A 20,820-nucleotide genomic window follows, 5' to 3' on the forward strand; every position below is an offset into this window, starting at 1 on the left:
ATGATCGCGAGGCCGAACGCCCGCGTGGTCACGGGGTACTTCACGACGGTGGAGTCAGACACGAGAGTTCACGTTACCGAGGGTCTGCGGAGAATCCGGCCACAGTGCCGATAACCACGATCGCCGGCGGGCGGATGTTCTCCTCGCGGACCCGCGCCGCGACGGTCGCGAGGTCGGCCCGCAGCACCCGCTGCGTACGCAGCGTGCCCTCCTGGATCACCGTGACCGGGGTGTCGGCGGGGCGTCCGCCGTCGACGAGGACGGTCGCGAATTGCTCGATCCGCTCGACCGCCATCAGCAACACGATCGTCCCGCGCAGCTTCGCCAGCGCCGCCCAGTCGACGAGCGAGTCCGGGTGGTCGGGCGCCACATGCCCGCTGACGACGACGAACTCGTGCGTCACCCCGCGGTGGGTGACGGGGATCCCGGCCGCGGACGGCACCGAGATCGCGCTCGTGATGCCGGGCACGACGGTCACGGGCACACCGGCGGCCGCGCACGCCTCGAGCTCCTCGAAGCCGCGGCCGAACACGTACGGGTCGCCGCCCTTGAGCCGGACGACGAACTTGCCGGCCTTCGCGCCGTCGATCAGTGCGGCGTTGATCGCCTCCTGCGCCATCGCCCGGCCGTACGGGATCTTCGCCGCGTCGATCACCTCGACGTGCGGGGCGAGCTCGGCCAGCAGCTCCGGCGGCGCGAGACGGTCGGCGACGACGACGTCGGCGCGCGCGAGCAGGCGCCTGCCGCGGACGGTGATGAGGTCGGGATCGCCCGGGCCGCCGCCGACGAGCGCGACGCCGGGTGCGGGCGCCTCGTCGGTGTCGGAGACCGCGCCGGACTGCAGCGCCTCGAGCAGCGCGGTGCGCACCGCCGCTGATCGACGATGCGCGCCGCCGGCGAGCACGCCGATGCTGAGCCCCTCATAGGTGCCGGTGGCCGGCGTGACCGCGGTGCCCTCGCGGGCGCTGTCGGCGCGCACGCAGAAGACGCGGCTGCGCTCGGCCTCGGCGACGATCGCCGCGTTGGTCGCGGGCTCGTCGGTGCACGCCATCGCGTACCAGGCGCCGTCGAGGTCGCCGTCGCGATAGTCGCGCAGTTCCAGCGTGATCTGTCCGGACGTCGCCATGCCCTCGACCGACGGCGTGACCTCGCGGGCGATGAGGTGGACGCGGGCCCCGGACGCGACCAGCAGGCCGAGGCGACGTTGCGCGACGGTGCCGCCCCCGACCACCACGACACGACGGTCCGTCAGGTTGAGCCCGACCAGGTAGCTGGTCTCGTCACCGGCGGAAGCAGACACTCGTCTCCCCGTTCTCCCTATCCATGCGGATGTTCACTCGACAGATTTCGAAACACTACGGGCGACGGCGACCGTGACGCCATTCGTGACGCGCTTGGTCACGGCCAGCACTCCCCCGCCGCCGGCGAGGATGGCCGCGGCCTCGGCGACGCTGGGGGTGCCGACCGCGTCGGCGACCCCGCTCACCGGGTTGGGGACCGGTACCGCCGCGAGACGCTCCGGCGGGTAGCCGACCACGCGGGTCCCCAGGATCTGGGCCGCGTCCAGGAACGGCGACAGCGACGCTTTCCGGTCCAGCGTCGCCAGGACGGCGACCGGCTCGTCGCCGCACACGTCACGGACGGCGGCGACGATCTCCGCGGCACGCACGCCGCTGCCGGCCCCCACACCCACGCACAGCTCACCCACGGGCGGCGTCCACGAATCGGCGGACGGACTGCGGGTTCCCGGCGGGGTGGGTGTGCAGATACGACGCGTGCACCGAGCCGGCGGGCCCGCCCACGAAGCCCTCCCGGGTCGCCCCGGCGTCCCAGGCCCGCCATCCCCATGCGGGGCCGAAACCGTCGGCGGTTCCGACCTCGAGCGAGGTTCGGTGGAACTCGTGCCCCGTCACGCGGGTTCCGGCGTCGAAGAGCACCGAGTCGGTGACCGCGACGGCCTCGCGGTATCCGAGGGTCAGGCGCGACCCGAACCGCGCGTCGACGTCGATGACCCCGGCCATCGGGTGACAGTCGAGGCTGCGGGTGAGGTACAGCAGTCCCGCGCACTCGGCGTGGATCGGGGCGCCGTCGGCGGCGAGCCGGCGAATCTGCTGCAGCAGAGCGGTGTTCGACGACAGCGCCACGGCGTGTTCCTCGGGGAAGCCGCCGGGCAGCACCAGACCCACTGTCCCGGAGGGCAACTCGTCCTGCAACGGATCGAACGTCACGACGTCCGCCCCCGCGGCCTCGAGCAGTTCCCGGTGCTCGGCGTAGCCGAACGTGAAGGCGACGCCACCGGCGAGCGCGATCACCGGCCGCGGTCCGGTCGCCGCGAGCCCTATCTCGGCGACGGGATCCCACGCGGCCACGTCGACAGACGAACGCGCGAGCGCCCGGATGGCGGACAGATCCAGGTGCGCGGCGGCCAGTTCCGTCATCGCGCCGACGGCGTCGGTCGCGGCGCGGCCGTGCTCGACCGCGGGCACCAGACCGAGGTGACGCGACGGCACCTCGAGTTCGGCCAGGCGCGGCACCGAACCGAGCACCGGCAGACCCACCCGCTCGCACGCCTGCCGCAGCACCTGCTCGTGCCGTGCGCTGCCCACGCGGTTGAGGATCACCCCGCCGATGCGCACCGCCGCGTCGTAAGTCGAGAAGCCGTGCAGGACGGCGGCCAGGCTCTGGCTGTGGCCGCGCGCGTCGACGACGAGAACGACCGGCGCACCGAGGGACGCGGCGATCTGCGCGGTCGATCCCTCGGCCGACGGCTCCGTCGAACCGGGGTCGATCTTGCCGTCGAACAGTCCCATCACGCCCTCGACGACGGCGATGTCGCAGCCGTCGCAGCCGTGGCGGAACAGCGGACCGATCCGGTCGGCGCCGACGAGCACGGCGTCCAGGTTTCGTCCCGGGCGTCCCGCGGCGAGCGCGTGGTATCCGGGGTCGATGTAGTCGGGCCCCACCTTGAACGGCGCCACCCGGTCGCCGTCGGCTCGCAGAGCGCCCACGAGACCGGTGGCGACGGTCGTCTTGCCGCTGCCCGACGCGGGCGCGGCGATGACGACGGCAGGAGTACTCAACGGATCACCACCATCACCACTCGATGCCACGCTGGCCCTTGCGTCCGGCGTCCATCGGGTGCTTGATCTTGGTCATCTCGGTGACGAGATCCGCCGCGTCGATCAGCGCCTGCGGGGCGTCGCGCCCGGTGATCACGACGTGCTGGTTGCCGGGGCGTGATCGCAGCACCTCGACAACCTCCTCCGTGTCCACCCAGCCCCACTTGAGCGGGTAGGTGAACTCGTCGAGGACGTAGAAGCGGTGCGTCTCGGCCTCCAGGCGGCGGGCGATCTCACGCCAGCCCTCGAGTGCGGCCGCGGCGTGGTCCTCCTCGGTCCCGTGCTTGCGGGACCACGACCAGCCCTCGCCCATCTTGTGCCACTGCACGGCGCCGCCGACGCCGCTGGTCTCGTGCAGCTCGCCGAGCGCGCGGAACGCGGCCTCCTCGCCGACCTTCCACTTGGCGCTCTTGACGAACTGGAAGACGCCGACGTCGAAGCCCTGGTTCCAGGCACGCAGCGCCATGCCGAACGCGGCGGTCGACTTCCCCTTGCCGGGCCCGGTGTGGACCGCGAGCACCGGCTGGTTGCGACGCTGTCGGGTGGTGAGCCCGTCGGCGGGCACGTTCTCGGGTACGCCCTGAGGCATGTGCAGTCCCTTTCTCGGGCTTGGGTTTTCGGGCGGTGGTTCAGGCGGCGGCGCGGACGACGCCGGCGACCTGCTGGGCCGACAGCTCGGCGAGGCGCACGCAGCCGCCGCGCAGGTCACGCGCGATCTCGGCGGCGAGGCCGAGCCGCACCATGCCGGTCTCGCAGTCCACGACGATCGAGGCCACCCCGGTGTCGGCGAGCATGCCGGCGGCGCGCTTGGCGCGCGCGACGGCGTCCTTGCCGCCGGTCGCCCGTCCGTCGGTGAGGGCCACCACCAGCGCCCGCCGCCGCGGATCCCGCACGCGTTCCCGCAGCACGACGTCCCGCGCACGCAGGAGCCCCTCGGCCAGCGGCGTGCGGCCCCCGGTCTTCATGGCGCGCAGGCGCCGCACCGCGACATCCACCGACGACGTCGGCGGCAGCACCAGTTCGGCGTCGCGACCCCGCACGGTGATCACGGCAACCTTGTCACGCCGCTGGTAGGCGTCGCGCAGCAGCGAGACGACCGCGCCGGTGACCGCGGAGAGCCGGTCGCGTGCGGCCATCGAGCCGGACGCGTCCACCACGAACAGCACCAGGTTGCCCTCGCGCCCCTCCCGGATCGCGCCACGAATGTCGCTGGGCGCCAATCGCATCGGTCCACTCACCCGCCCGCGGGTGGTCTGGTGTTCGGCCGCGGCGAACAGCGTGCCCACCAGGTGCAGTCCGGTGCCGCGTTCCGTGGTCGGGCGCACGGTGCGGCCGCGGGTCGAGCGGGAACGTGAGCGGCGGCCGGGGGCGCCGTCGCCGACGCCGGGGACCTCGAGCAGGCGCGCCTGGAACTGGGGGCCGGGGGCGGCCGCCCGGCGCTCCGAGCCGCCACCAGAAGTCGGCGAATCCTGCTCGGCCGACTCGGTTTTCGGCGCCTCGGACGGTGCATCCGCGGGAGTCTCGCCGCCACCGGGGCCGTCCGGGTCGGGCTCGGGATCCTCGTCCGCGCGGGCGTCGGCGTCGGCCTTGTCCATCGCGTCGTCGAGCTGCTGCGGATCGAGGCCGGGCTCGTCGAACGGATCGCGGCGACGACGGTGCGGCAGCGTCAGTTCCGCGGCGACGCGCACGTCCTCCTCCGCGACCGCGTCGGCACCGCGCCAGGCGGCGTGCGCGGTCGCCGTGCGGGCGAGGACCAGATCGGCCCGCATGCCCTCCACGTCGAACGACGCACACACCGACGCGATGCGCCGCAGTTCGGTGTCCGACAGTTCGACGGCGTCGACCGTCGCGCGGGCCGCGGCGATCCGTCGGGCGAGGTCGGCGTCCTCGTCGGCGTAGCGGGCGGCGAAGGCATCGGGGTCGCGCTCGTAGTCGAGGCGGCGGCGCACCACCTGCATGCGGACGTCGACGTCGCGGGACGCGGCGACGTCGACGGCGAGGCCGAACCGGTCGAGCAGCTGCGGCCGCAGCTCACCCTCCTCCGGGTTCATGGTGCCCACCAGCACGAACCGCGCGGGGTGCGAATGGGATACGCCGTCGCGTTCGATGTGGACGCGGCCCATCGCGGCGGCGTCGAGCAGCACGTCGACCAGGTGGTCGTGCAGCAGGTTGACCTCGTCGACGTACAGCACGCCCTGGTGCGCGTCGGCGAGGAGTCCGGGCTGGAAGGCGCGTTCGCCGTCCCGCAGCACCTTCTCGAGGTCGATCGAGCCGACGACGCGGTCCTCGGTCGCGCCCACCGGCAGCTCGACGAGCCGGGCCCGACGGCGCTCGCCCGCCTGCTCGACGTCGGGCAGCAGCGCGGCGAGCGCGCGCACGACGGTCGACTTCGCGGTGCCCTTCTCGCCGCGCACCAGCACACCGCCGATACCGGGATGGACGGCGCACAGGATCAGCGCCAGGCGGAGCCGGTCCTGCCCGACGATTGCACTGAATGGGAACCCTGCAGGTCCAGGGCTGGCCTCGTGGGTGTGACGCAACGATCGAATCCCTTCACTCCTCGGTCTCCGCGCCGAGAGCTTGGCGGTACGAAACGTCGCGGCATTCTGGCTCGGGTCGATCGGATCGAACCCTCACAGTGGCGGGACCGCGCCTGATTCTCACAGGACTTCCCCGCAAACGTTCCTTCAGTTGCAGCACCCTACCGTGCTGCACGGGCGGCACCCTGCAGTGCCCCGACAGCACACTGCCGCGGCCGGGGGAAGAGCCCCCGCCGCGGCAGTGCGAACGACGAACGAAACTCAGACCGAGGCGGACTCGACCACCTGGTCGACCGCGGGCGCGGAGGCGTCGGCGGCGGCGCCGAGCTCGAGCGCACGGGTGCTCCAGTCCCACACCTGCTGGAACAGGGCCGTGTTGTCCGACAGCTTCTGACCCAGCGACGGGACCATCTGCTGCAGCTTCGGCTTCCACGCCTCGAACTCGCGCGGGAAGCAGCGCTCCAGGACGTCGAGCATGGCGGGCACGGCGGTCGAGGCGCCCGGCGACGCGCCGAGCAGGCCGGCGATGGTGCCGTCCTCGGCGTTGACGACGGCCGTGCCGAACTCGAGGACGCCGCCCTTGCCCTTCTTGCGGATGACCTGGACGCGCTGGCCGGCGGTGATGAGCTCCCAGTCGCCGCCGGTGGCGCGCGGCACGAACTCGCGCAGCGTCTGGATGCGGTCGGCCGGCGACTGCATCAGCTCACCGATGAGGTACTTGGTGAGGCCCATCTCCGTGAGGCCGACACCGAGCATCGAGGTGAGGTTGTTGGGCTTGACCGAGCCGGGCAGGTCGGTGACCTTGCCGTTCTTGAGGAACTTGGGCGACCAGCCGGCGTAGGGGCCGAACAGCAGGCCTTGCTGGCCGTTGATGACGCGGGTGTCGAGGTGCGGCACCGACATCGGAGGCGCACCGACCGCGGCCTTGCCGTACACCTTGGCACGGTGCTGCGCGATGAGCTCCGGGTTGGTGCAGCGCAGGAACTGGCCGCTGACCGGGAAGCCTCCGAAGCCCTTGGCCTCCTTGATGCCGGACTTCTGCAGCAGGTGCAGGGCACCGCCACCGGCACCGACGAACACGAACTTGGCGTTCACGGTCTTCTTCGCACCGGTGCGTAGGTTCTCGACCTTGACCAGCCAGCTGCCGTCGGACTGCTTGGTGAGGTTGCGGACCTCGTGACCGAAGAACACCTGGCCGCCGGACGCGCCGACGTAGCCCAGCAGTTGCTTGGTGAGGGCGCCGAAGTCGACGTCCGTGCCGGACTCGGTCCAGTTGAGGGCGACGGGGTCGGAGAAGTCGCGCCCCTTGGCCATGAGCGGCAGGCGGTCGGAGAAGTAGTCCTCGGACTCCGAGTACTCCATGCCGGCGAACAGCGGGTGGCCGGCGAGTGCGTCGTAGCGGGCGCGCAGGTACTTCACGTTGTCGGCGCCGTGCACGAAGCTGACGTGCGGAATTGGGTTGATGAACTCCTTGGGATCGGTGAGGATCCCGTTGTCGACGCCGTAGGCCCAAAACTGCCGGGAGACCTGGAACTGCTCGTTGACGTTGACCGCCTTGCTGATGTCCACACCGTCGCCCTTGGCCGGCGTGTAGTTCAGCTCACACAGGGCCGAGTGGCCGGTGCCTGCGTTGTTCCACGGGTCGCTGCTCTCGGCGGCAGCCGCGTCGAGGCGTTCGAAGGTGGTGATCGACCAGTCGGGCTGCAGCTGACGCAGGATCGCGCCGAGCGTTGCGCTCATGATGCCCGCACCCACGAGCACTACATCGGTCTTCGCCACTACGTTCTGGTCTGACACTGGAGAATCGACTTCCTTGTCTGTTACACGCGACCTGTTCTGCACGCATCGCCCGCCCGGATCCCACGCGTTCACCGGCCTTGCGACACCGATCGCATCCATTCGAGACATTACGTGCACAGACCGCATTTCGCGCGCCTGTGGCGCTTAGGTTACCTGTGCGTCACCTTCCCCAATTGTGCCCCTCGCAAACGACTCCGTTGTGCCAATAGAGTGTGATCGTGACTACTTGGGCCCCCGACGTCCTGGGCGACGGATACCAGCAGCTGACAATCCCTTTGGGGTCGGACCCCGACGGGGAGGGCGCGGTCGAGGCCACCCTGGTCCGCTATCAGCCGTCGACGATGACCGGCACCCGAGCGGTGCTCTACGTCCACGGCTTCACCGACTACTTCTTCCAGCAGCACCTCGCCGAGCACTTCGCCGAGCAGGGATACACCTTTTTCGCCCTCGACCTGCGCAAATGCGGCCGGTCGCGGCGCCCGGGGCAGACGCCGCACTTCGTCACCGATCTGAAGTACTACGACCGCGAACTGGACGAGGCGCTGAGCCTGGTGCGTGAGCAGATCGGCGGCGGTCAGGTCCTGCTGGTCGCCCACTCGACCGGTGGCCTGATCGTGCCGCTGTGGCTCGACCGTGTCGAGCGCCGACCGGGCGGATCCGCGGGCGCGGGTGTGGCGGGTGTCATCCTCAACAGTCCCTGGTTCGACCTGCAGGGCCCCGCCCTGCTGCGCAACGCCGGCACCACCGCCGCGATCGACGCGCTGGGCCGGGTGTCCAGCAAGACCCCGGTACCGGGGCAGAAGCTCGACACGTACGGCTCGAGCCTGCACGTCGGCGCCAACGGCGAGTGGGAGTACAACCTCGACTGGAAGCCGCTCACCGGGTTCCCGATCACGTTCGGCTGGCTGCGCGCCGTCCGCCGCGGCCACGCGCACCTGCACCGCGGACTCGACATCGGGGTGCCGTCGCTGGTCCTGCGCTCGAAGACCACGGTGTTCGCCTCCCGCTACAACCCCAGCGTGGACGCCGCCGACGCCGTCCTCGACGTCGACCAGATCGCCAAGTGGGCGGGCTGCCTCGGCAACCGCACCACGACCGTCCCCATCGACGGCGCCCGCCACGACGTGTTCCTCTCCACCGCAGGGCCGCTCGCGGCGGCGTTCCACGAGGTGGACCTGTGGCTGTCGTGGCTCGACGCCCACCACCTCGCCGCGGCGGACACTGAGCCGGCATCGACCATCGATACCGAGACGGGAGCCCGCGAGTGACCCACTTCGACATCGCGATCATCGGTACCGGATCGGGCAATTCGATCCTCGACCAGCGTTACGACGGCAAGAAGGTCGCGATCCTCGAGGAGGGCACCTTCGGCGGCACCTGCCTCAACGTCGGCTGCATCCCCACCAAGATGTTCGTCTACACCGCCGACGTCGCCCGCGCGGTCACCGAGTCGTCGAAGCTCGGCATCGACGCGACACTCGACGACGTGCGCTGGCACGACATCGTCAAGCGGGTGTTCGGCCGGATCGATCCGATCTCGGCGGGCGGCGAGCGGTACCGCACCGACGACTGCGCCGACGTGACCGTCTTCCGCGGTCACGCGAGGTTCGTGGGCCCGCGGACCATCGACACCGGAACCGGCGAGGTGATCACCGCCGACCAGGTCGTGATCGCGGCCGGTTCGCGGCCGACGATCCCCGCCGAGATCGAGTCCAGCGGTGTCCGGTACCACACCAACGACGACATCATGCGGCTGACGGAGCTGCCCGAACGCCTCGTCATCCTCGGATCGGGGTTCATCGCCGCCGAGTTCGCGCACGTGTTCTCCGCGCTCGGCGTGCAGGTGTCGATCATCGCCCGCAGCGACCGGCTGCTCCGGCACCTCGACCGCGACGTCTCCGACTGGTTCACCGAACTGGCGCAGCGCAAGTGGGACGTCCACCTGTGCCACCCGATGGTCGCGGCCCGTTCGGTGGGCGACGGCGTCCAGATCGAACTGTCGGACGGAACCGTCGTGGCCGGCGACGAACTGCTCGTCGCGGTCGGTCGCACGCCGAACGGTGACCGGCTCGACGCCGCACTCGGTGGGGTGGCGGTCGACGAGTCCTGCCGGGTGATCGTCGACGAGTACCAGCGCACCACCGCGGAGGGAGTGTTCGCGCTCGGGGATGTCTCGTCGCCGTACCAGCTCAAGCACGTCGCGAACCACGAGATGCGTGTCGTGCAGCACAATCTGCTGCACGACGCCTGGAACGGCTCCGAGCGGTCCCTCGCGAAGCTGCGCCGCACCGATCACCGGTTCGTGCCGTCCGCGGTGTTCACCGACCCGCAGATCGCCAGCGTCGGGATGACCGAGGAGCAGGCCCGCGAGGCCGGCCTGGACATCACCGTCAAGCTGCAGAACTACTGCGACGTCGCCTACGGCTGGGCGATGGAGGACGACGAGGGCCTCTGCAAGGTCATCGCCGAACGCGGCACCGGACGCCTCCTCGGCGCGCACGTCGTCGGCGCCCAGGCCCCCACCGTGATCCAGCCGCTCATCCAGGCCATGAGCTTCGGGCTCTCGGCCCGGGACATGGCCACCGGCCAGTACTGGATCCACCCGGCCCTCCCCGAGGTCGTCGAGAACGCGCTGCTCGGTCTCGCCATCTGAGTCGTGCGCGCGCCGGTCACCCGACCGGCGCGCATCGCTCGGCCGAATCCGGCAGCCAGGCCTGCCATCCCGCGAGGAGCACCGCGAGCACCGCCGGCACGATCAACGCGGCCACGATCGGTGGTCCGTAGTACCGCGCGATCGACATCTCGCATTGCTCGCCTGGCATGACGCCGGCGTCGGGATACCCCAGCTCACACGAGGTGATCTGGAGCATCGGGCTCGTCGCGGCGAGGACTCCCAGCCCGGCGCAGATCCACGCTAGCCCGACCCATCCCGCCCGAATCACGTTCAGCATTTCGGCCCCTCCTCGATCCACGTCGACGATGACGGTACGAGGCGCGGGCGCAATGGCCGGTCACGACTCTCGGATCGTCGAATAGTGAAGGATTCCTCTCGGATTCCGAGAGGAATCCTTCACCATCGGCGCGGGAGGCTATAGGCCGTGGGCCAGCGTCTGGACGCCGCCGACGCCACCTTCCAGTTCGGCACAGACCCTTGCGGAACTTCACTGCGACGCATCGTTTTCCGCCCTTGCCCTCCCCTTCCCCGGGACCGGTTCCGGCGAACAAGCCCGACGAGTGATGGCGCTCAGCTAGATTCGGCGCATGACGGGTAACCGGATCGGCCGCCGTATCGTCACCACGATCGCTTGTGCGCTGCTCGCGGGCGCACCCCAGATCCTCACTCCGACAGCCCAAGCCGTCCCCGTCGTCACGCCGACGCTGGGCGCTCCAGGGGCCGTCCTCGAGTCCGCCCCACTGCCCCAGTCGTTCTGGCTGCCGGGTACAGGCGCCGCGTACCGGATCACCTACGAGACCACAGGTCCGAGCGGCCGCACCCCCTGCACCGGAATGGTGTTCGTCCCGGCCGGCTCGCCGCCGCCGGGCGGCTGGCCTGTCATCGCGTGGGCACACGGCACCATCGGCGACTCTGACGCGGATGCCCCGTCGCGCAACGGCGTCGACTCGGCCAGCAGTAGCTACGTGGCGAACTGGCTCAGTCGCGGCTACGCCGTCGCGGCCACCGATTACATCGGCCTGGGCACCCCCGGTGTGCCGCCCTATCTGGACGGGAAGGCCGCGGCGCACAGTGTGATCGACTCGGTGCGCGCGGCCCGCGCCGTCGACGGCCGGCTCTCGCCGGCATGGGCGGTCGTCGGTCTGTCCGAAGGTGGGCAGGCGTCGGTGTTCACCGCGCACGCCGCCACCGAGTACGCACCCGAATTGGACTACCGCGGCGCGGTCGCCACCGGCGTTCCGTCGAACATCGAGACGATCGCGCCACTGGCCGGACCGAACTTCCCGCCGCAGGGCCTCGCCGGGCTGACCAACTTCATGACGTTCGTCATCGCCGGGCTCCGCGACACCCACCCCGAGCTTGACGTGAACAGCTACCTGACGCCGATCGGACGCACGCTGGTCGACGCGGCGCCCGAGATGCCGTACCCGCAGTTCGCCCAACTTGCCGCGAATGTCTCTGTAGCCCAGATGCTCTCGCGGTCACTCGACGACCCGGCAGTACTGGCCGCGCTGCGCGACTACCTGCAGGTGCCGACGTACGGATACGACCGGCCGCTGATGATCCAACAGGGCACCGAGGACCTGACCGTGCCGCTGCCGTTGACGCTCAAGCTCGTCGCGAACATGAATCTGGCCGGCACCTTCCCGGAGTTCAAGGTCTACCCCGCCGATCACATCGGCAGCATGTACGCCGGCGAGGCCGACGCGGCCGCCTTCGTCGACAAGGTGTTCCGATGCGAACCCGGATCGGACGAACGTGCATGTGGGCCGGACTCCGGAGGGTCGCTCGCGTCACTCGGGTCGGCCGGATCGCTCCAGCTACTCGGGTCACTCGGGCTGCTCGGGTCGAACTGAGCACTACGCACAGTCGCGTCAACGCTCGGTGGTCCTCGGATCGCGTTGTATACGCAGCCGAGTTCGCGCACGGCTGTCCGGCAGCCACGCGTGGCACCCACCCCGGATCCCCGATTCGTGAAGGATTCGACTCGCGTGGCGAGAGGAATCCTTCACGAATCGGCTGTCGACTCCTATTTGCGGTGCCGCAAAGCCCTGACGACGCCGTCGCCGATCGACTGCAGGATCTGCACGAGGACGACGAGCACGACGACCGCGACGAGCAGTACCGGCGTGTTGAACCGCTGGTAGCCGTAGACGATCGCGAAGTCGCCCAGTCCCCCGCCACCGATGACACCCGCCATCGCGGAGTAACCGACCAGCAGCACCACGGTCAGCGTCGCACCCGCGACCAGACCCGAAACAGACTCCGGCAGTAGCACCTTTCGGACGATCTGCGCGTTGCTCGCACCCATCGCCTGAGCGGCCTCGACGCGGCCGACGGGGACTTCGCGCAGTGAAGACTCGACGACCCGCGCGTAGAACGGGATCGCGCCGATCGTCAGCGGGACGATCGCGGCCGTCGGGCCGATCGCGGTGCCGACGATCATCCGGGTCGTGCCGATGAGCGCAATCATCAGGATCAGGAACGGCAGCGAGCGGAACACGTTGACGATCGCGCCGAGCACTGCGTTGACGGCGCGTTGCGGCCACAGCCCGCTCGGCGAGGTCACGTGCAGGATCACCCCGAGCAACACACCGCCGATCACGGTGAGCACGAAGGAGATTCCCACCATGTAGAGGGTATCCTGCGTCGCCTCCCACACCTCGGGGAGCGAATCCTTCCAGGACAGCTTGTTCATGCGATACGTCCTTCGATCCGGGACTCGGGACCCCAGGAGAGGGTGGTGCCTGGCTGCGCGTCGACGAAGGCCTCGACGTCCGCGCGGGACACATCGGGACCGAACCGCAACCGGAGGCGACCAACGGTGACGCCGGCGACCCGTTCGACGCTGCCGCCGACGACGGAGATGTCGACGTCGAGCTTGCGGACGAGCTGTGCGAGCCACGGCCCGTGCGCCTCATCGCCGATCGTGGTGACGAGCGCGGTGTCGGCACTGTCCCCCGCGGACGGGTCGTCGCCGACCGGCACGATCGCGGCGCCCAGCGCGGAGCCGGGCGTCCCCACGAGGTCGAGAATCCGTCCGGTCTCGGCGATCCGGCCGTCCTCGAGCCTCGCCGCGGACGTGCAGATGCGGCGCAGCACACCCAGTTCGTGGGTGATGAGCACGACGGTGACGCCGATCGAGCGGTTGAGCTCGGCCAGCAGGTCCAGCACCTGGTCGGTGGTGTCGGGGTCGAGAGCGCTGGTCGCCTCGTCGCACAGCAGCACGTCCGGCTGCGACGCGAGGGCCCGCGCGATGCCGACGCGCTGCTGCTGTCCGCCCGACAGCTGCGACGGGAACGCCTTCTCCTTGCCGCCGAGTCCGACCAGCTCGATCAGCTCGTCGGCGCGGGCCCGGCGCTGCTTGCGGTCCAGCCCGGCGAGCTCGAGCGGGAACTCGACGTTGGCCCGCACCGTCCGCGAGTGCAGCAGGTTGAACTGCTGGAACACGGTGCCGATCCGGCGACGCGCCTGACGCAGTCCCGCGCCGGAGAGCTGGGAGAGGTCGTCGCCACGGAGCACGATGCGCCCACTCGTGGGCTGCTCGAGCAGGTTGAGGCACCGCAGCAGCGTGGACTTACCGGCGCCGGACGGGCCGACGATGCCGAAGATCTCGCCCTCGGCGATCTCGAGGTCGATGCCGCGCAGGGCCGAGACCTCCCCCGCGCCACCGGCGGCAGGGAAGGTCTTGACCAGGTTCTCGACGGTGATCATCAGCTGGCCGGGTGGACCGGGGCGACGGAACCGGAGTAGTTCTCCTCGATCCAGGTGGCGGTCTCCGGGGACTCGAGCGCCGCGGCGAGCGCCTTGACGCCGGGATCGTTCTCGTCGGCGGCGCGGACGACGAGCAGGTTCGCGAACGGGTTGTTCTCGACCTTCTCCGACAGCAGCGCATCCTTCGCCGGGGTCAGGCCCGCCTCGATCGCGTAGTTGGAGTTGATGACCGCCGCGGTGATCTGCGGGTCGCCGAGGTTGCGGGCGATCTGCGAGCGCTCGATCTCGACGAACTTCAGGTTCTTCGGGTTGGCCTTGATGTTCGCCTGGGTGACGATGGACAGGTCGGCCTGCGCGAACGGCTTGTCCATCTGGATCAGCCCGGCGGACTCGAGCAGGTAGAGGCCGCGAGCGAAGTTGGTGGTGTCCTTCGGCAGTGCGATGGTCGAGCCGTCGGCGAGCTGGTCGACGGCCGTGATCTTCTGCGAGTACAGGCCCATCGGCTCGAGGTGGACGGTGGCGACCGAGACGAGGTCGTCCACGCCCTTCTGCTTCTGCCAGTCGGCGAGGTAGGGGGCGTGCTGGAAGTAGTTGGCCTGGACGTCGCCGGCGACGAGCAGCTCGTTGGGGTCGATCTCGCCGGTGACGGGCTTGATGTCGAGCTTGACGTCACCCAGGACGCCGGAGTCGGCGATGTGCTCGAGGATCTCGACGTGCGGGGTGCTCGACGCGGAGATCACCAGCTTCTCGCCGTCGCCACCCGACGAGCAGGCGGCCAGGCCCGCGGTGAGCAGGGCGGCGGCGGAGAGAACAGCGGTGCGGCGCAAGAACATTGAGGGTACCTTCCGGTGCTTGTGGAGATGGTCAGCCGCGCAGAGCGGGCAGATCGAGCAGGTCGCGGTGGTACCGCTCGGTGACATTGGGATGCGCACGAAGGCGCGACTTGAGGGCGTTGAGGCCGTAGCGGGCGTGCAGGGTGCCGCCGTGCTGATCGGGGCCGATACCGGCGGCCTCGGCCGCGAGCTCGGGCGACAGCGGAACCGTGGGCAGGGCCTGGTCGTAGCCGGGGTTGAGGAAGAACGGCAGCGAGACGCGGTCGGTGCCGGCGGCCGGCGGTAGCACGCGGTGCACGGTGGCCTTGAGATAGCCGCCGGTCGCGACCTCGAGCAGTTCGCCGATGTTGACCAGCAGGTAGCCGGGGAGCGGTGCGACGTCGAGCCAACCACCGTCTGTTTCCACCTGGAAACCGGTGCTGTCGGGCTCCGGGTAGAGCAGGGTCAGGGCCCCGACGTCCTTGTGGCTGCCGACGCCCTGGTCGGTGACCGAACCGTCGTGGCCGGGGTAGCGCGCGATCTTCAGCAGTGGATCCGGGTCGGCGAACGCGGTGTCGAAGAAGTCGGACGGCGCGCCCAGGGACTGCGCCCAGCCGCTGATCAGCCGCAGACCCGCGGACTGGGCCTGGCTCGACCACTCGAGCGCCAGCTCACGCAGCGCCGGGACACGGGTCGGCCACAGGTTGGGACCGTGCAGCACGTCCCACGGGCGATCCGGGTCGATCGGGTCGACCGCCGGCCGCTCGGGTCCGATGTCGAGCTGTTCGCGCCAGTCGATGTAGCCCTGGGTGCGCTCGCCGCCGACGCGGGTGTAACCCCGGAAGTGCGGCGAGTTGCTGTTCTCGATCTCGAGCTTGTCCGCCTCGGGGAGCGCGAAGAACTCACGCGCCGCGGCGATCAGGTCGTCGGTGAGCCGCTGGTCGATGCCGTGACCGGTGAGGTAGAAGAAGCCGATCTCGTGCGTGACCTTGCGCAGTGCATCGAGGTCGAGATTCTCCAGATCGATGATCGGGAGCGAGTGGGCGGACATGGCACGGATCCTTTCCCCACGGGCACCGAAGAAGTGATGGCGCTGTGACGTGTGGGTGCCCGGTGGGAGGAATTCGCACGGGGATGCGGGACGGCCTCAGTGCCGTCGCGCGAAGCTGTCTCGTCTCAGCGCTGGCGCATGCAACAACAACCGCCACGCATGAGCGTCATGGCGACAGTTGCTGCAGGGCCGCGCATCGGGGTCCTTCCAGGACGAGATCGTGAACCGGCGCGCCGGATCGGACATGCCAGTGGTTGGAGGCTAACGCGCCCGCGGTGAATAGTTCAAATCGAACGTATACGCACGACGACGAGCGGCGACATTTGCGAGACGAACGGTCGGAACTGTTCAGTCGCACCCGCGGGGCGCGGCGGTCACGCCCCGACCGAGGGATCGGCCATCTCGAGGGCCTTGGTGGTGAAGACGCGGTAGCCGCGGTGCGGCCGGTAACCGTGAATCTCCCGAGTGTCGAGACTGCGAATGAACGACAGGATCTGCCGACTGAACAGCTGTCCCGGGACGAGCACCGGGAATCCCGGCGGATACGGGGTCACGAAGGTCGCGGAGACCACCGGCCGTCCGGACTCGATGGCCTCCTCGACCTCGTCCGCGGTGAGGTATTCACACCGGGTGTCGTCGTAGGCGAGGAAGAAGGCCCGTCTCAGATCACCGTCGGAAGTCGTTGCGCCGCCGTCCCTTTCGAGGAAGATCGGGTCGAATCCACTGAAGTCCGGCAGCGGCGCGGTGGGGTTCGTCAGCCTGGTGACCGCCGCCTCGTGGTACGCCCGCTCGGTGGTGCTCATGTCGGCCAGCCGTTCGTCGAGTTCGTGCGCGAACTTGACCAGCACCTCGACCAGGTAGGCGACCGAACTGCGGGTGGTGCCGATGTTGGTCATGAACAGCACCGTGTTGCGGGAGGTCTTGTTGATCTGGACGCCGTAGCGATCCATCAGTTCGGCCCGTTTGAAGGTGTCCCCGTCGATACCGGTCGAGCCGATGTAGAGCGTGATTCGCGACGGGTCGAGGACGAATTCGTCGCTCCGCCAGGCCGTGACCATCGCGCGCAGGCCGCCGCGCAGCGGCTGGTCGATGTGCGAGGGACGGAACTCCTCGGGAATCAGCTCCGCCGTCGACAGGCAGTGCATGTACCGGCTCAGCATTGGATGGTGGTCGACCGCGTCACGCAGCCGCATCGCGTTCTCGACCTGCTTCTGCACCAACTCGGCACCCTCGAGGTCCGCCTGCCTCCGCCCGATGTCGAGGGAGGCGAGTATCTGGTAGTTGGGCGAGGTGGAGGTGTGCGCCATGTAGGCCTCGTGGAACGTCTCCTCGACCTTCTGGTCGAACTCCTGGTCGAAGACGTGGATCATCGAGCCCTGCCGCAGCGACGTCAGCGTCTTGTGGGTGGATTGGGTGGCGTAGACCCGCACCTTGGCGCGGACCGGGTCGGGCATCAGGCGCCGTTCCAGGAGTGTCTCGTCGTCTGCGTCGCGCACCTGCTCGGCGTACTCGGCATACTCGGCCCGGTAGTCGGGGTCACGCATGCGCTGCCGCACCGCCTGCGCCGCATGCATCGCAGTGCGGGTGCGGTAGACGGGGTGGAACCGGGCGAAGGCGAACCACGCCTCGTCCCACAGGAACACCAGATCCGGCTTGATCGCCAGGCATTCCTCGATGACCCGCTCGACGTCGTAGATGACCCCGTCGAACGTGCAATTGGTCAGCATCAACAGCTTGACCCGGTCGAGCTTTCCCGCCTCGCGGAGCGCGAGCAGTTTGGACTTGATCTCCCGCAACGGCACCGCGCCGTACATCGAGTACTGGTTCAGCGGATACGCGTCCAGATACGTGACCTGAGCGCCGGCGAGCATGAGGCCGTAGTGGTGGGACTGGTGACAGTTGCGATCGACCAGGACGATGTCGCCCGGGGCGATGAGCGCCTGAACGACGATCTTGTTCGCCGTCGAGGTGCCGTTGGTCACGAAGTAGGTCTGCCGCGCCCCGAACGCCTTCGCCGCCAGTTGCTGCGACTCACGCAGCGGACCGGTCGGTTCGAGCAGCGAGTCCAGGCCCCCGCACGTTGCGGAGGTCTCGGCCAGGAACACGTCCAGGCCGTAGAAGTCGAGCATGTCGGAGATCCAGTGCGAGTTGACGATCGACTTGCCCTGCGAGATCGGCAACGCGTGGAACACCCCGGTCGGGCGGGAGCTGTATTCGCGCAGCGCACTGAAGAACGGGGTCCGGAACCGTGCCGCGATCCCCTCGAGCAGGCTCAGGTGCAGATCGAGCGAACCCTCTCCGGCGTGGAAGACCCGGCGGAAGTACTGGCCGAGCTGGCCCGCGAGATCCTCGACCGCGATCTCGGTCATCAGATACAGGTCGAGCTCCGGCCGGGTGTCGGTCAGCTCCTCTGCCAGGATCCGGGTCCGCTCCTCGGGCGTGTGCCCGGCGAGCTTGTCCGCGACGTCGGTGTAGAGGAAGTTCGCCAGGGCCGACAGATCTCGCCTTGACTGGTGGGAGAAGCGGCGGCGGATCACGCACGCCTGCAGGTTCACGTTCAGCCGCGCCGCGACGACCGCGTCGTCACCGCTGCCGACGACGACCAGTTCGTAGATGAACTGGTCGTCCGGTCGACGCCAGGCACGCAGCTCCCGGCGAAGTGCGCGCTCCTGTGCGTCGGTCATGGTCTCGACCACGAGCACCTCGAAGTAGTGCGGTCGGGACCGGTCGGGACCGGACTCGTCGCGGCGCGACGAGTCCGGGCCCGCCACCTCGATGTCGCCGTCGAGCGGTGAGACAGGTGTGCCGCTGCGGTAGGACCCGGTGACGAGCGCTCGGTTGATCCGCGTGACGGTGCGGGAGAACTTGTCGTACACGCCGGCCGTGAACAGCCGCTGTGTCTGCGCGAACACCTGCGGCCCGGGAAAGGCCCAGTACCGCTCGAGCGGACGAAGCTGGCTGAGCAGTTTCTCGACCCGTGCGAGCAACGGACCGATCGGCGCCCCGCGGGCGGCGTCACCGGCCAGGTGCGCGCTCGCCCCCTCCAGTCGACACCACGAGTCCGCGCGGAACTGCCACATACTGTTGTAGGCCCGCGGATTCACCTCAGCCATCACAGCCTCCACGCCACGGTCACGACCGACACACCAGAAGTCGGTCGGCGACGGCGCGGTCGTGCCGAGCAATTTCAGCCTGCTCCCCCACGTCTGGACAGGCAAGAGGCCGCAGACGTTGCGCGCCCGATATCTCGGTTCGCGCGGATGGACTCGCCTACCAGGAGCCGGTCCGCAGCACGATCTCGGTGGCCAGCTCCGCGGGCGCCTTCAGCGGAACGTCGTCGACGCCGTCGAGCTGGACGATCCGGAACTCGGAGTAGGCGTACCGGCCGCTCGCGTCGGCGCACGCGCGGCCGAGCGAGGTGCCGACTACGACGGTGGTCGGCAGCTCCACGGCGGGACACGCGGCGTCGAGCACCGCCCCGTCTGCACCCGGCACGGCGGGGTGCCCGCGGTCGGCGACGATCAGGCTCGCGAAGCGCCCGAACGTCTTCGCGGCCAGCCGCCACGCGAGTTCCGCGCCCACCCCGGCGCCGACGAGGTTCACCCACGGCAGCTTCAGCTCGTCGAGCATCGCGATCACCGACGGCTCGTCGAGCCCGACGATGCTCTCCGGCACCACGGTCCTCAGATCCGAGTCGTGCAGTCGTGAACACACGGCGTCGAAGACGTCGGCCGGGGCGCCCGCGTCCGGAAGCAGCAACACCGTGTGCCGGCTCTCCGGTCCTCCGATTCGGACCGTCAAGGTCCCACTACCCACCGCAACGTTCGTCGACTCCATGGCTGAAAACGGTACGCGATCGACGTCACGAAATCGGACACCTATCCGGGATAGACCTTGGCGATGATCTCCTTGGCCATGGTGGTCGCCGGGTCCTGACCGGTCGCGGCGGGCGCGAGGTTGGCCCACACCACCAGCGTCACCTTGTTCACCGGGTCGTGCCCCATGAACGAGTTGAACCCGGGCAGCTCGCCGGTGTGCCCGAACATCGGACCCATTTTCGCTATGCCCCAACCGTACTGAGCTGCGCCGCTGTCCGGGCCGGTGGGCTGCACGCTGGCGAGCCGCTGGGCCTGCAGGTCGGCGTCGAGCAGCTTTCCGCCGACCAGCGCCTGCACCCACGTCACGAGATCGTTCGCGGTGGAAATACCGGCGCCGGCCGCCCACGCCCACGACGGGTTGACGTTGGTGACGTCGTTCGGCTGGAGGGTTCCGTTCTTCGCGGCGGCCTGCATGTCCGGTGACAGCGCCGGGTCGGTCAGCGTCTCCATGTTCGTCCCGTACACGTAGCCCTGCGAGTGGGGTGCCGGGATCGAGCTGTCGGTGATGTCCGGGAACGACGTCCCCGTCAATCCCAGCGGACCGAAGAGTCGCGACTGGAAGATCTGCTGAAGCGGCTTGCCGTCCAGGCTCTCGGCGATGAGGCCGAGCAGCACGATGTTGGTGTTGGAGTAGTGGTAGCCCTGCCCCGGCGGGAAGTACGGCGGGTTCGCAAAGGCCAGCGCCAGCAGCTCCTCGGGCTTCCACTGCTTCTGCGGATCGCTGTCGAGGGTCTCGTTGAGCTGCGGGGTCTCGGTGTAGTTGAACAGGCCGCTGCGCATGTCGAGCAGCTGCTCGATCGTGATGTTGTCGCCGTTCGGCACGTCCGGCCGGTACTTCGACACCGGATCGGTCAACGCGATCTTGCCCTCTTGAACGAGCTGCAGGATCACGGTGCCGGTCATGGTCTTGGTGTTGGAACCGATGCGGATGTGTTCGACGATGTCGACCGGCGAGTCCAGCCCCCGGGCCCCGGTGCCGTACTCGACGGTGTGGTCGCCGGCGGGAGTCTTCAGGATCGCCACGGCCCCCGGAATCTGGAGGTCCTTCGCCACGCCGGCCACGATGTCGTTCAGCGCGGTGTCGTCGATCTTCTGCAACGCCACGGTCGACGACGCGGCGCCGGCAGTCGCGGACGTGGTTGTCCCGGCGCCGGACTCGTGGGTCTCGTGGGTCTCGTGCGACTCGTTCGACGAGCATCCCGCAATCGCCAGTGCGACGGCCACCGCTCCGC

Annotated in this window: 17 protein-coding genes and 1 riboswitch; of the genes, 3 read left to right on the top strand and 14 right to left on the bottom strand. The window is 69.4% G+C overall.

Annotated elements, in window-relative coordinates; translation table 11 throughout:
• Nucleotides 1-73: 73 nt before the first annotated feature.
• From cobA to mqo, 6 genes are all read right to left on the bottom strand, one after another.
• Nucleotides 74-1,300 carry a uroporphyrinogen-III C-methyltransferase gene (gene cobA / locus ABI214_RS04610; protein ID WP_348606584.1) on the bottom strand — a complete coding sequence of 409 codons (1,227 nt, stop codon included), beginning with the start codon at nucleotides 1,298-1,300 and terminating at the stop codon, nucleotides 74-76.
• Nucleotides 1,301-1,333: 33 nt separating this feature from the next.
• Nucleotides 1,334-1,708, bottom strand: coding sequence for a cobalamin biosynthesis protein (locus ABI214_RS04615; protein WP_348606586.1), 375 nt, complete (start codon nucleotides 1,706-1,708; stop codon nucleotides 1,334-1,336).
• The gene (locus ABI214_RS04620) at nucleotides 1,701-3,080 is read right to left on the bottom strand and encodes a cobyrinate a,c-diamide synthase (protein WP_348606588.1); all 1,380 of its coding nucleotides are present in this window, start codon (nucleotides 3,078-3,080) and stop codon (nucleotides 1,701-1,703) included. The genes ABI214_RS04615 and ABI214_RS04620 overlap by 8 nt, the downstream gene beginning before the upstream one ends.
• Nucleotides 3,081-3,093: 13 nt before the next feature.
• On the bottom strand, nucleotides 3,094-3,708 hold the full coding sequence (gene cobO, locus ABI214_RS04625; protein WP_348606590.1) for a cob(I)yrinic acid a,c-diamide adenosyltransferase: 615 nt from the start codon (nucleotides 3,706-3,708) through the stop codon (nucleotides 3,094-3,096).
• Between the two features lie 40 nt (nucleotides 3,709-3,748).
• On the bottom strand, nucleotides 3,749-5,659 hold the full coding sequence (locus ABI214_RS04630; RefSeq protein ID WP_348606592.1) for a magnesium chelatase subunit D family protein: 1,911 nt from the start codon (nucleotides 5,657-5,659) through the stop codon (nucleotides 3,749-3,751).
• Nucleotides 5,660-5,710: 51 nt separating this feature from the next.
• Nucleotides 5,711-5,804: riboswitch (adenosylcobalamin-variant (AdoCbl-variant) riboswitch) on the bottom strand.
• A gap of 116 nt (nucleotides 5,805-5,920) precedes the next feature.
• Entirely contained in the window at nucleotides 5,921-7,456 is a 1,536-nt protein-coding gene (gene mqo / locus ABI214_RS04635; RefSeq protein ID WP_348606594.1) for a malate dehydrogenase (quinone), read from the bottom strand.
• Nucleotides 7,457-7,677: 221 nt separating this feature from the next.
• Here mqo and ABI214_RS04640 point away from each other — a divergent pair, with 221 nt between their 5' ends.
• Both ABI214_RS04640 and mtr read left to right on the top strand, forming a co-directional pair.
• Nucleotides 7,678-8,727, top strand: a complete 1,050-nt coding sequence (locus ABI214_RS04640; RefSeq protein ID WP_348606596.1) for an alpha/beta hydrolase — start codon at nucleotides 7,678-7,680, stop codon at nucleotides 8,725-8,727.
• A complete protein-coding gene (gene mtr / locus ABI214_RS04645; RefSeq protein WP_348606598.1) occupies nucleotides 8,724-10,112 on the top strand; it encodes a mycothione reductase in 1,389 nt (462 codons plus the stop codon). The genes ABI214_RS04640 and mtr overlap by 4 nt, the downstream gene beginning before the upstream one ends.
• Nucleotides 10,113-10,128: 16 nt before the next feature.
• Here mtr and ABI214_RS04650 read toward each other — a convergent pair whose 3' ends face one another.
• Entirely contained in the window at nucleotides 10,129-10,410 is a 282-nt protein-coding gene (locus ABI214_RS04650) for a hypothetical protein (RefSeq protein ID WP_348606601.1), read from the bottom strand.
• A gap of 310 nt (nucleotides 10,411-10,720) precedes the next feature.
• Here ABI214_RS04650 and ABI214_RS04655 point away from each other — a divergent pair, with 310 nt between their 5' ends.
• Entirely contained in the window at nucleotides 10,721-11,989 is a 1,269-nt protein-coding gene (locus tag ABI214_RS04655; protein ID WP_348606603.1) for a lipase family protein, read from the top strand.
• Nucleotides 11,990-12,162: 173 nt separating this feature from the next.
• On the opposite strand, the gene ABI214_RS04660 is transcribed toward ABI214_RS04655, so the two are convergent.
• From ABI214_RS04660 to ABI214_RS04690, 7 genes are all read right to left on the bottom strand, one after another.
• Nucleotides 12,163-12,831, bottom strand: coding sequence for a methionine ABC transporter permease (locus ABI214_RS04660; protein ID WP_348606605.1), 669 nt, complete (start codon nucleotides 12,829-12,831; stop codon nucleotides 12,163-12,165).
• On the bottom strand, nucleotides 12,828-13,847 hold the full coding sequence (locus tag ABI214_RS04665) for a methionine ABC transporter ATP-binding protein (RefSeq protein WP_348606607.1): 1,020 nt from the start codon (nucleotides 13,845-13,847) through the stop codon (nucleotides 12,828-12,830). The genes ABI214_RS04660 and ABI214_RS04665 overlap by 4 nt, the downstream gene beginning before the upstream one ends.
• The gene (locus tag ABI214_RS04670; protein WP_348606609.1) at nucleotides 13,847-14,680 is read right to left on the bottom strand and encodes a MetQ/NlpA family ABC transporter substrate-binding protein; all 834 of its coding nucleotides are present in this window, start codon (nucleotides 14,678-14,680) and stop codon (nucleotides 13,847-13,849) included. Before ABI214_RS04670 ends, ABI214_RS04665 begins: the two co-directional genes overlap by 1 nt.
• A gap of 31 nt (nucleotides 14,681-14,711) precedes the next feature.
• On the bottom strand, nucleotides 14,712-15,710 hold the full coding sequence (locus ABI214_RS04675) for an isopenicillin N synthase family dioxygenase (protein WP_348606611.1): 999 nt from the start codon (nucleotides 15,708-15,710) through the stop codon (nucleotides 14,712-14,714).
• Between the two features lie 374 nt (nucleotides 15,711-16,084).
• A complete protein-coding gene (locus ABI214_RS04680) occupies nucleotides 16,085-18,823 on the bottom strand; it encodes an aminotransferase class I/II-fold pyridoxal phosphate-dependent enzyme (protein WP_348606613.1) in 2,739 nt (912 codons plus the stop codon).
• Between the two features lie 157 nt (nucleotides 18,824-18,980).
• A complete protein-coding gene (locus ABI214_RS04685; protein ID WP_348606615.1) occupies nucleotides 18,981-19,547 on the bottom strand; it encodes an alpha/beta fold hydrolase in 567 nt (188 codons plus the stop codon).
• Between the two features lie 41 nt (nucleotides 19,548-19,588).
• Nucleotides 19,589-20,812, bottom strand: a complete 1,224-nt coding sequence (locus tag ABI214_RS04690) for a serine hydrolase domain-containing protein (protein ID WP_348606617.1) — start codon at nucleotides 20,810-20,812, stop codon at nucleotides 19,589-19,591.
• Nucleotides 20,813-20,820: the final 8 nt, after the last annotated feature.

The sequence above is a fragment of the Prescottella soli genome (assembly GCF_040024445.1).
In the GTDB taxonomy this organism is placed as follows: Bacteria; Actinomycetota; Actinomycetes; order Mycobacteriales; family Mycobacteriaceae; genus Prescottella; species Prescottella soli.

Excerpts from the sequence above, each read along its gene's own strand:
- ABI214_RS04680 (WP_348606613.1), bottom strand. The coding sequence starts at position 18,823 with ATGGCTGAGGTGAATCCGCGGGCCTACAACAGTATGTGGCAGTTCCGC.
- ABI214_RS04660 (WP_348606605.1), bottom strand. The coding sequence starts at position 12,831 with ATGAACAAGCTGTCCTGGAAGGATTCGCTCCCCGAGGTGTGGGAGGCG.
- ABI214_RS04665 (WP_348606607.1), bottom strand. The coding sequence starts at position 13,847 with ATGATCACCGTCGAGAACCTGGTCAAGACCTTCCCTGCCGCCGGTGGC.
- ABI214_RS04655 (WP_348606603.1), top strand. The coding sequence starts at position 10,721 with ATGACGGGTAACCGGATCGGCCGCCGTATCGTCACCACGATCGCTTGT.
- cobO (WP_348606590.1), bottom strand. The coding sequence starts at position 3,708 with ATGCCTCAGGGCGTACCCGAGAACGTGCCCGCCGACGGGCTCACCACC.
- ABI214_RS04650 (WP_348606601.1), bottom strand. The coding sequence starts at position 10,410 with ATGCTGAACGTGATTCGGGCGGGATGGGTCGGGCTAGCGTGGATCTGC.
- ABI214_RS04675 (WP_348606611.1), bottom strand. The coding sequence starts at position 15,710 with ATGTCCGCCCACTCGCTCCCGATCATCGATCTGGAGAATCTCGACCTC.
- ABI214_RS04685 (WP_348606615.1), bottom strand. The coding sequence starts at position 19,547 with ATGGAGTCGACGAACGTTGCGGTGGGTAGTGGGACCTTGACGGTCCGA.
- ABI214_RS04670 (WP_348606609.1), bottom strand. The coding sequence starts at position 14,680 with ATGTTCTTGCGCCGCACCGCTGTTCTCTCCGCCGCCGCCCTGCTCACC.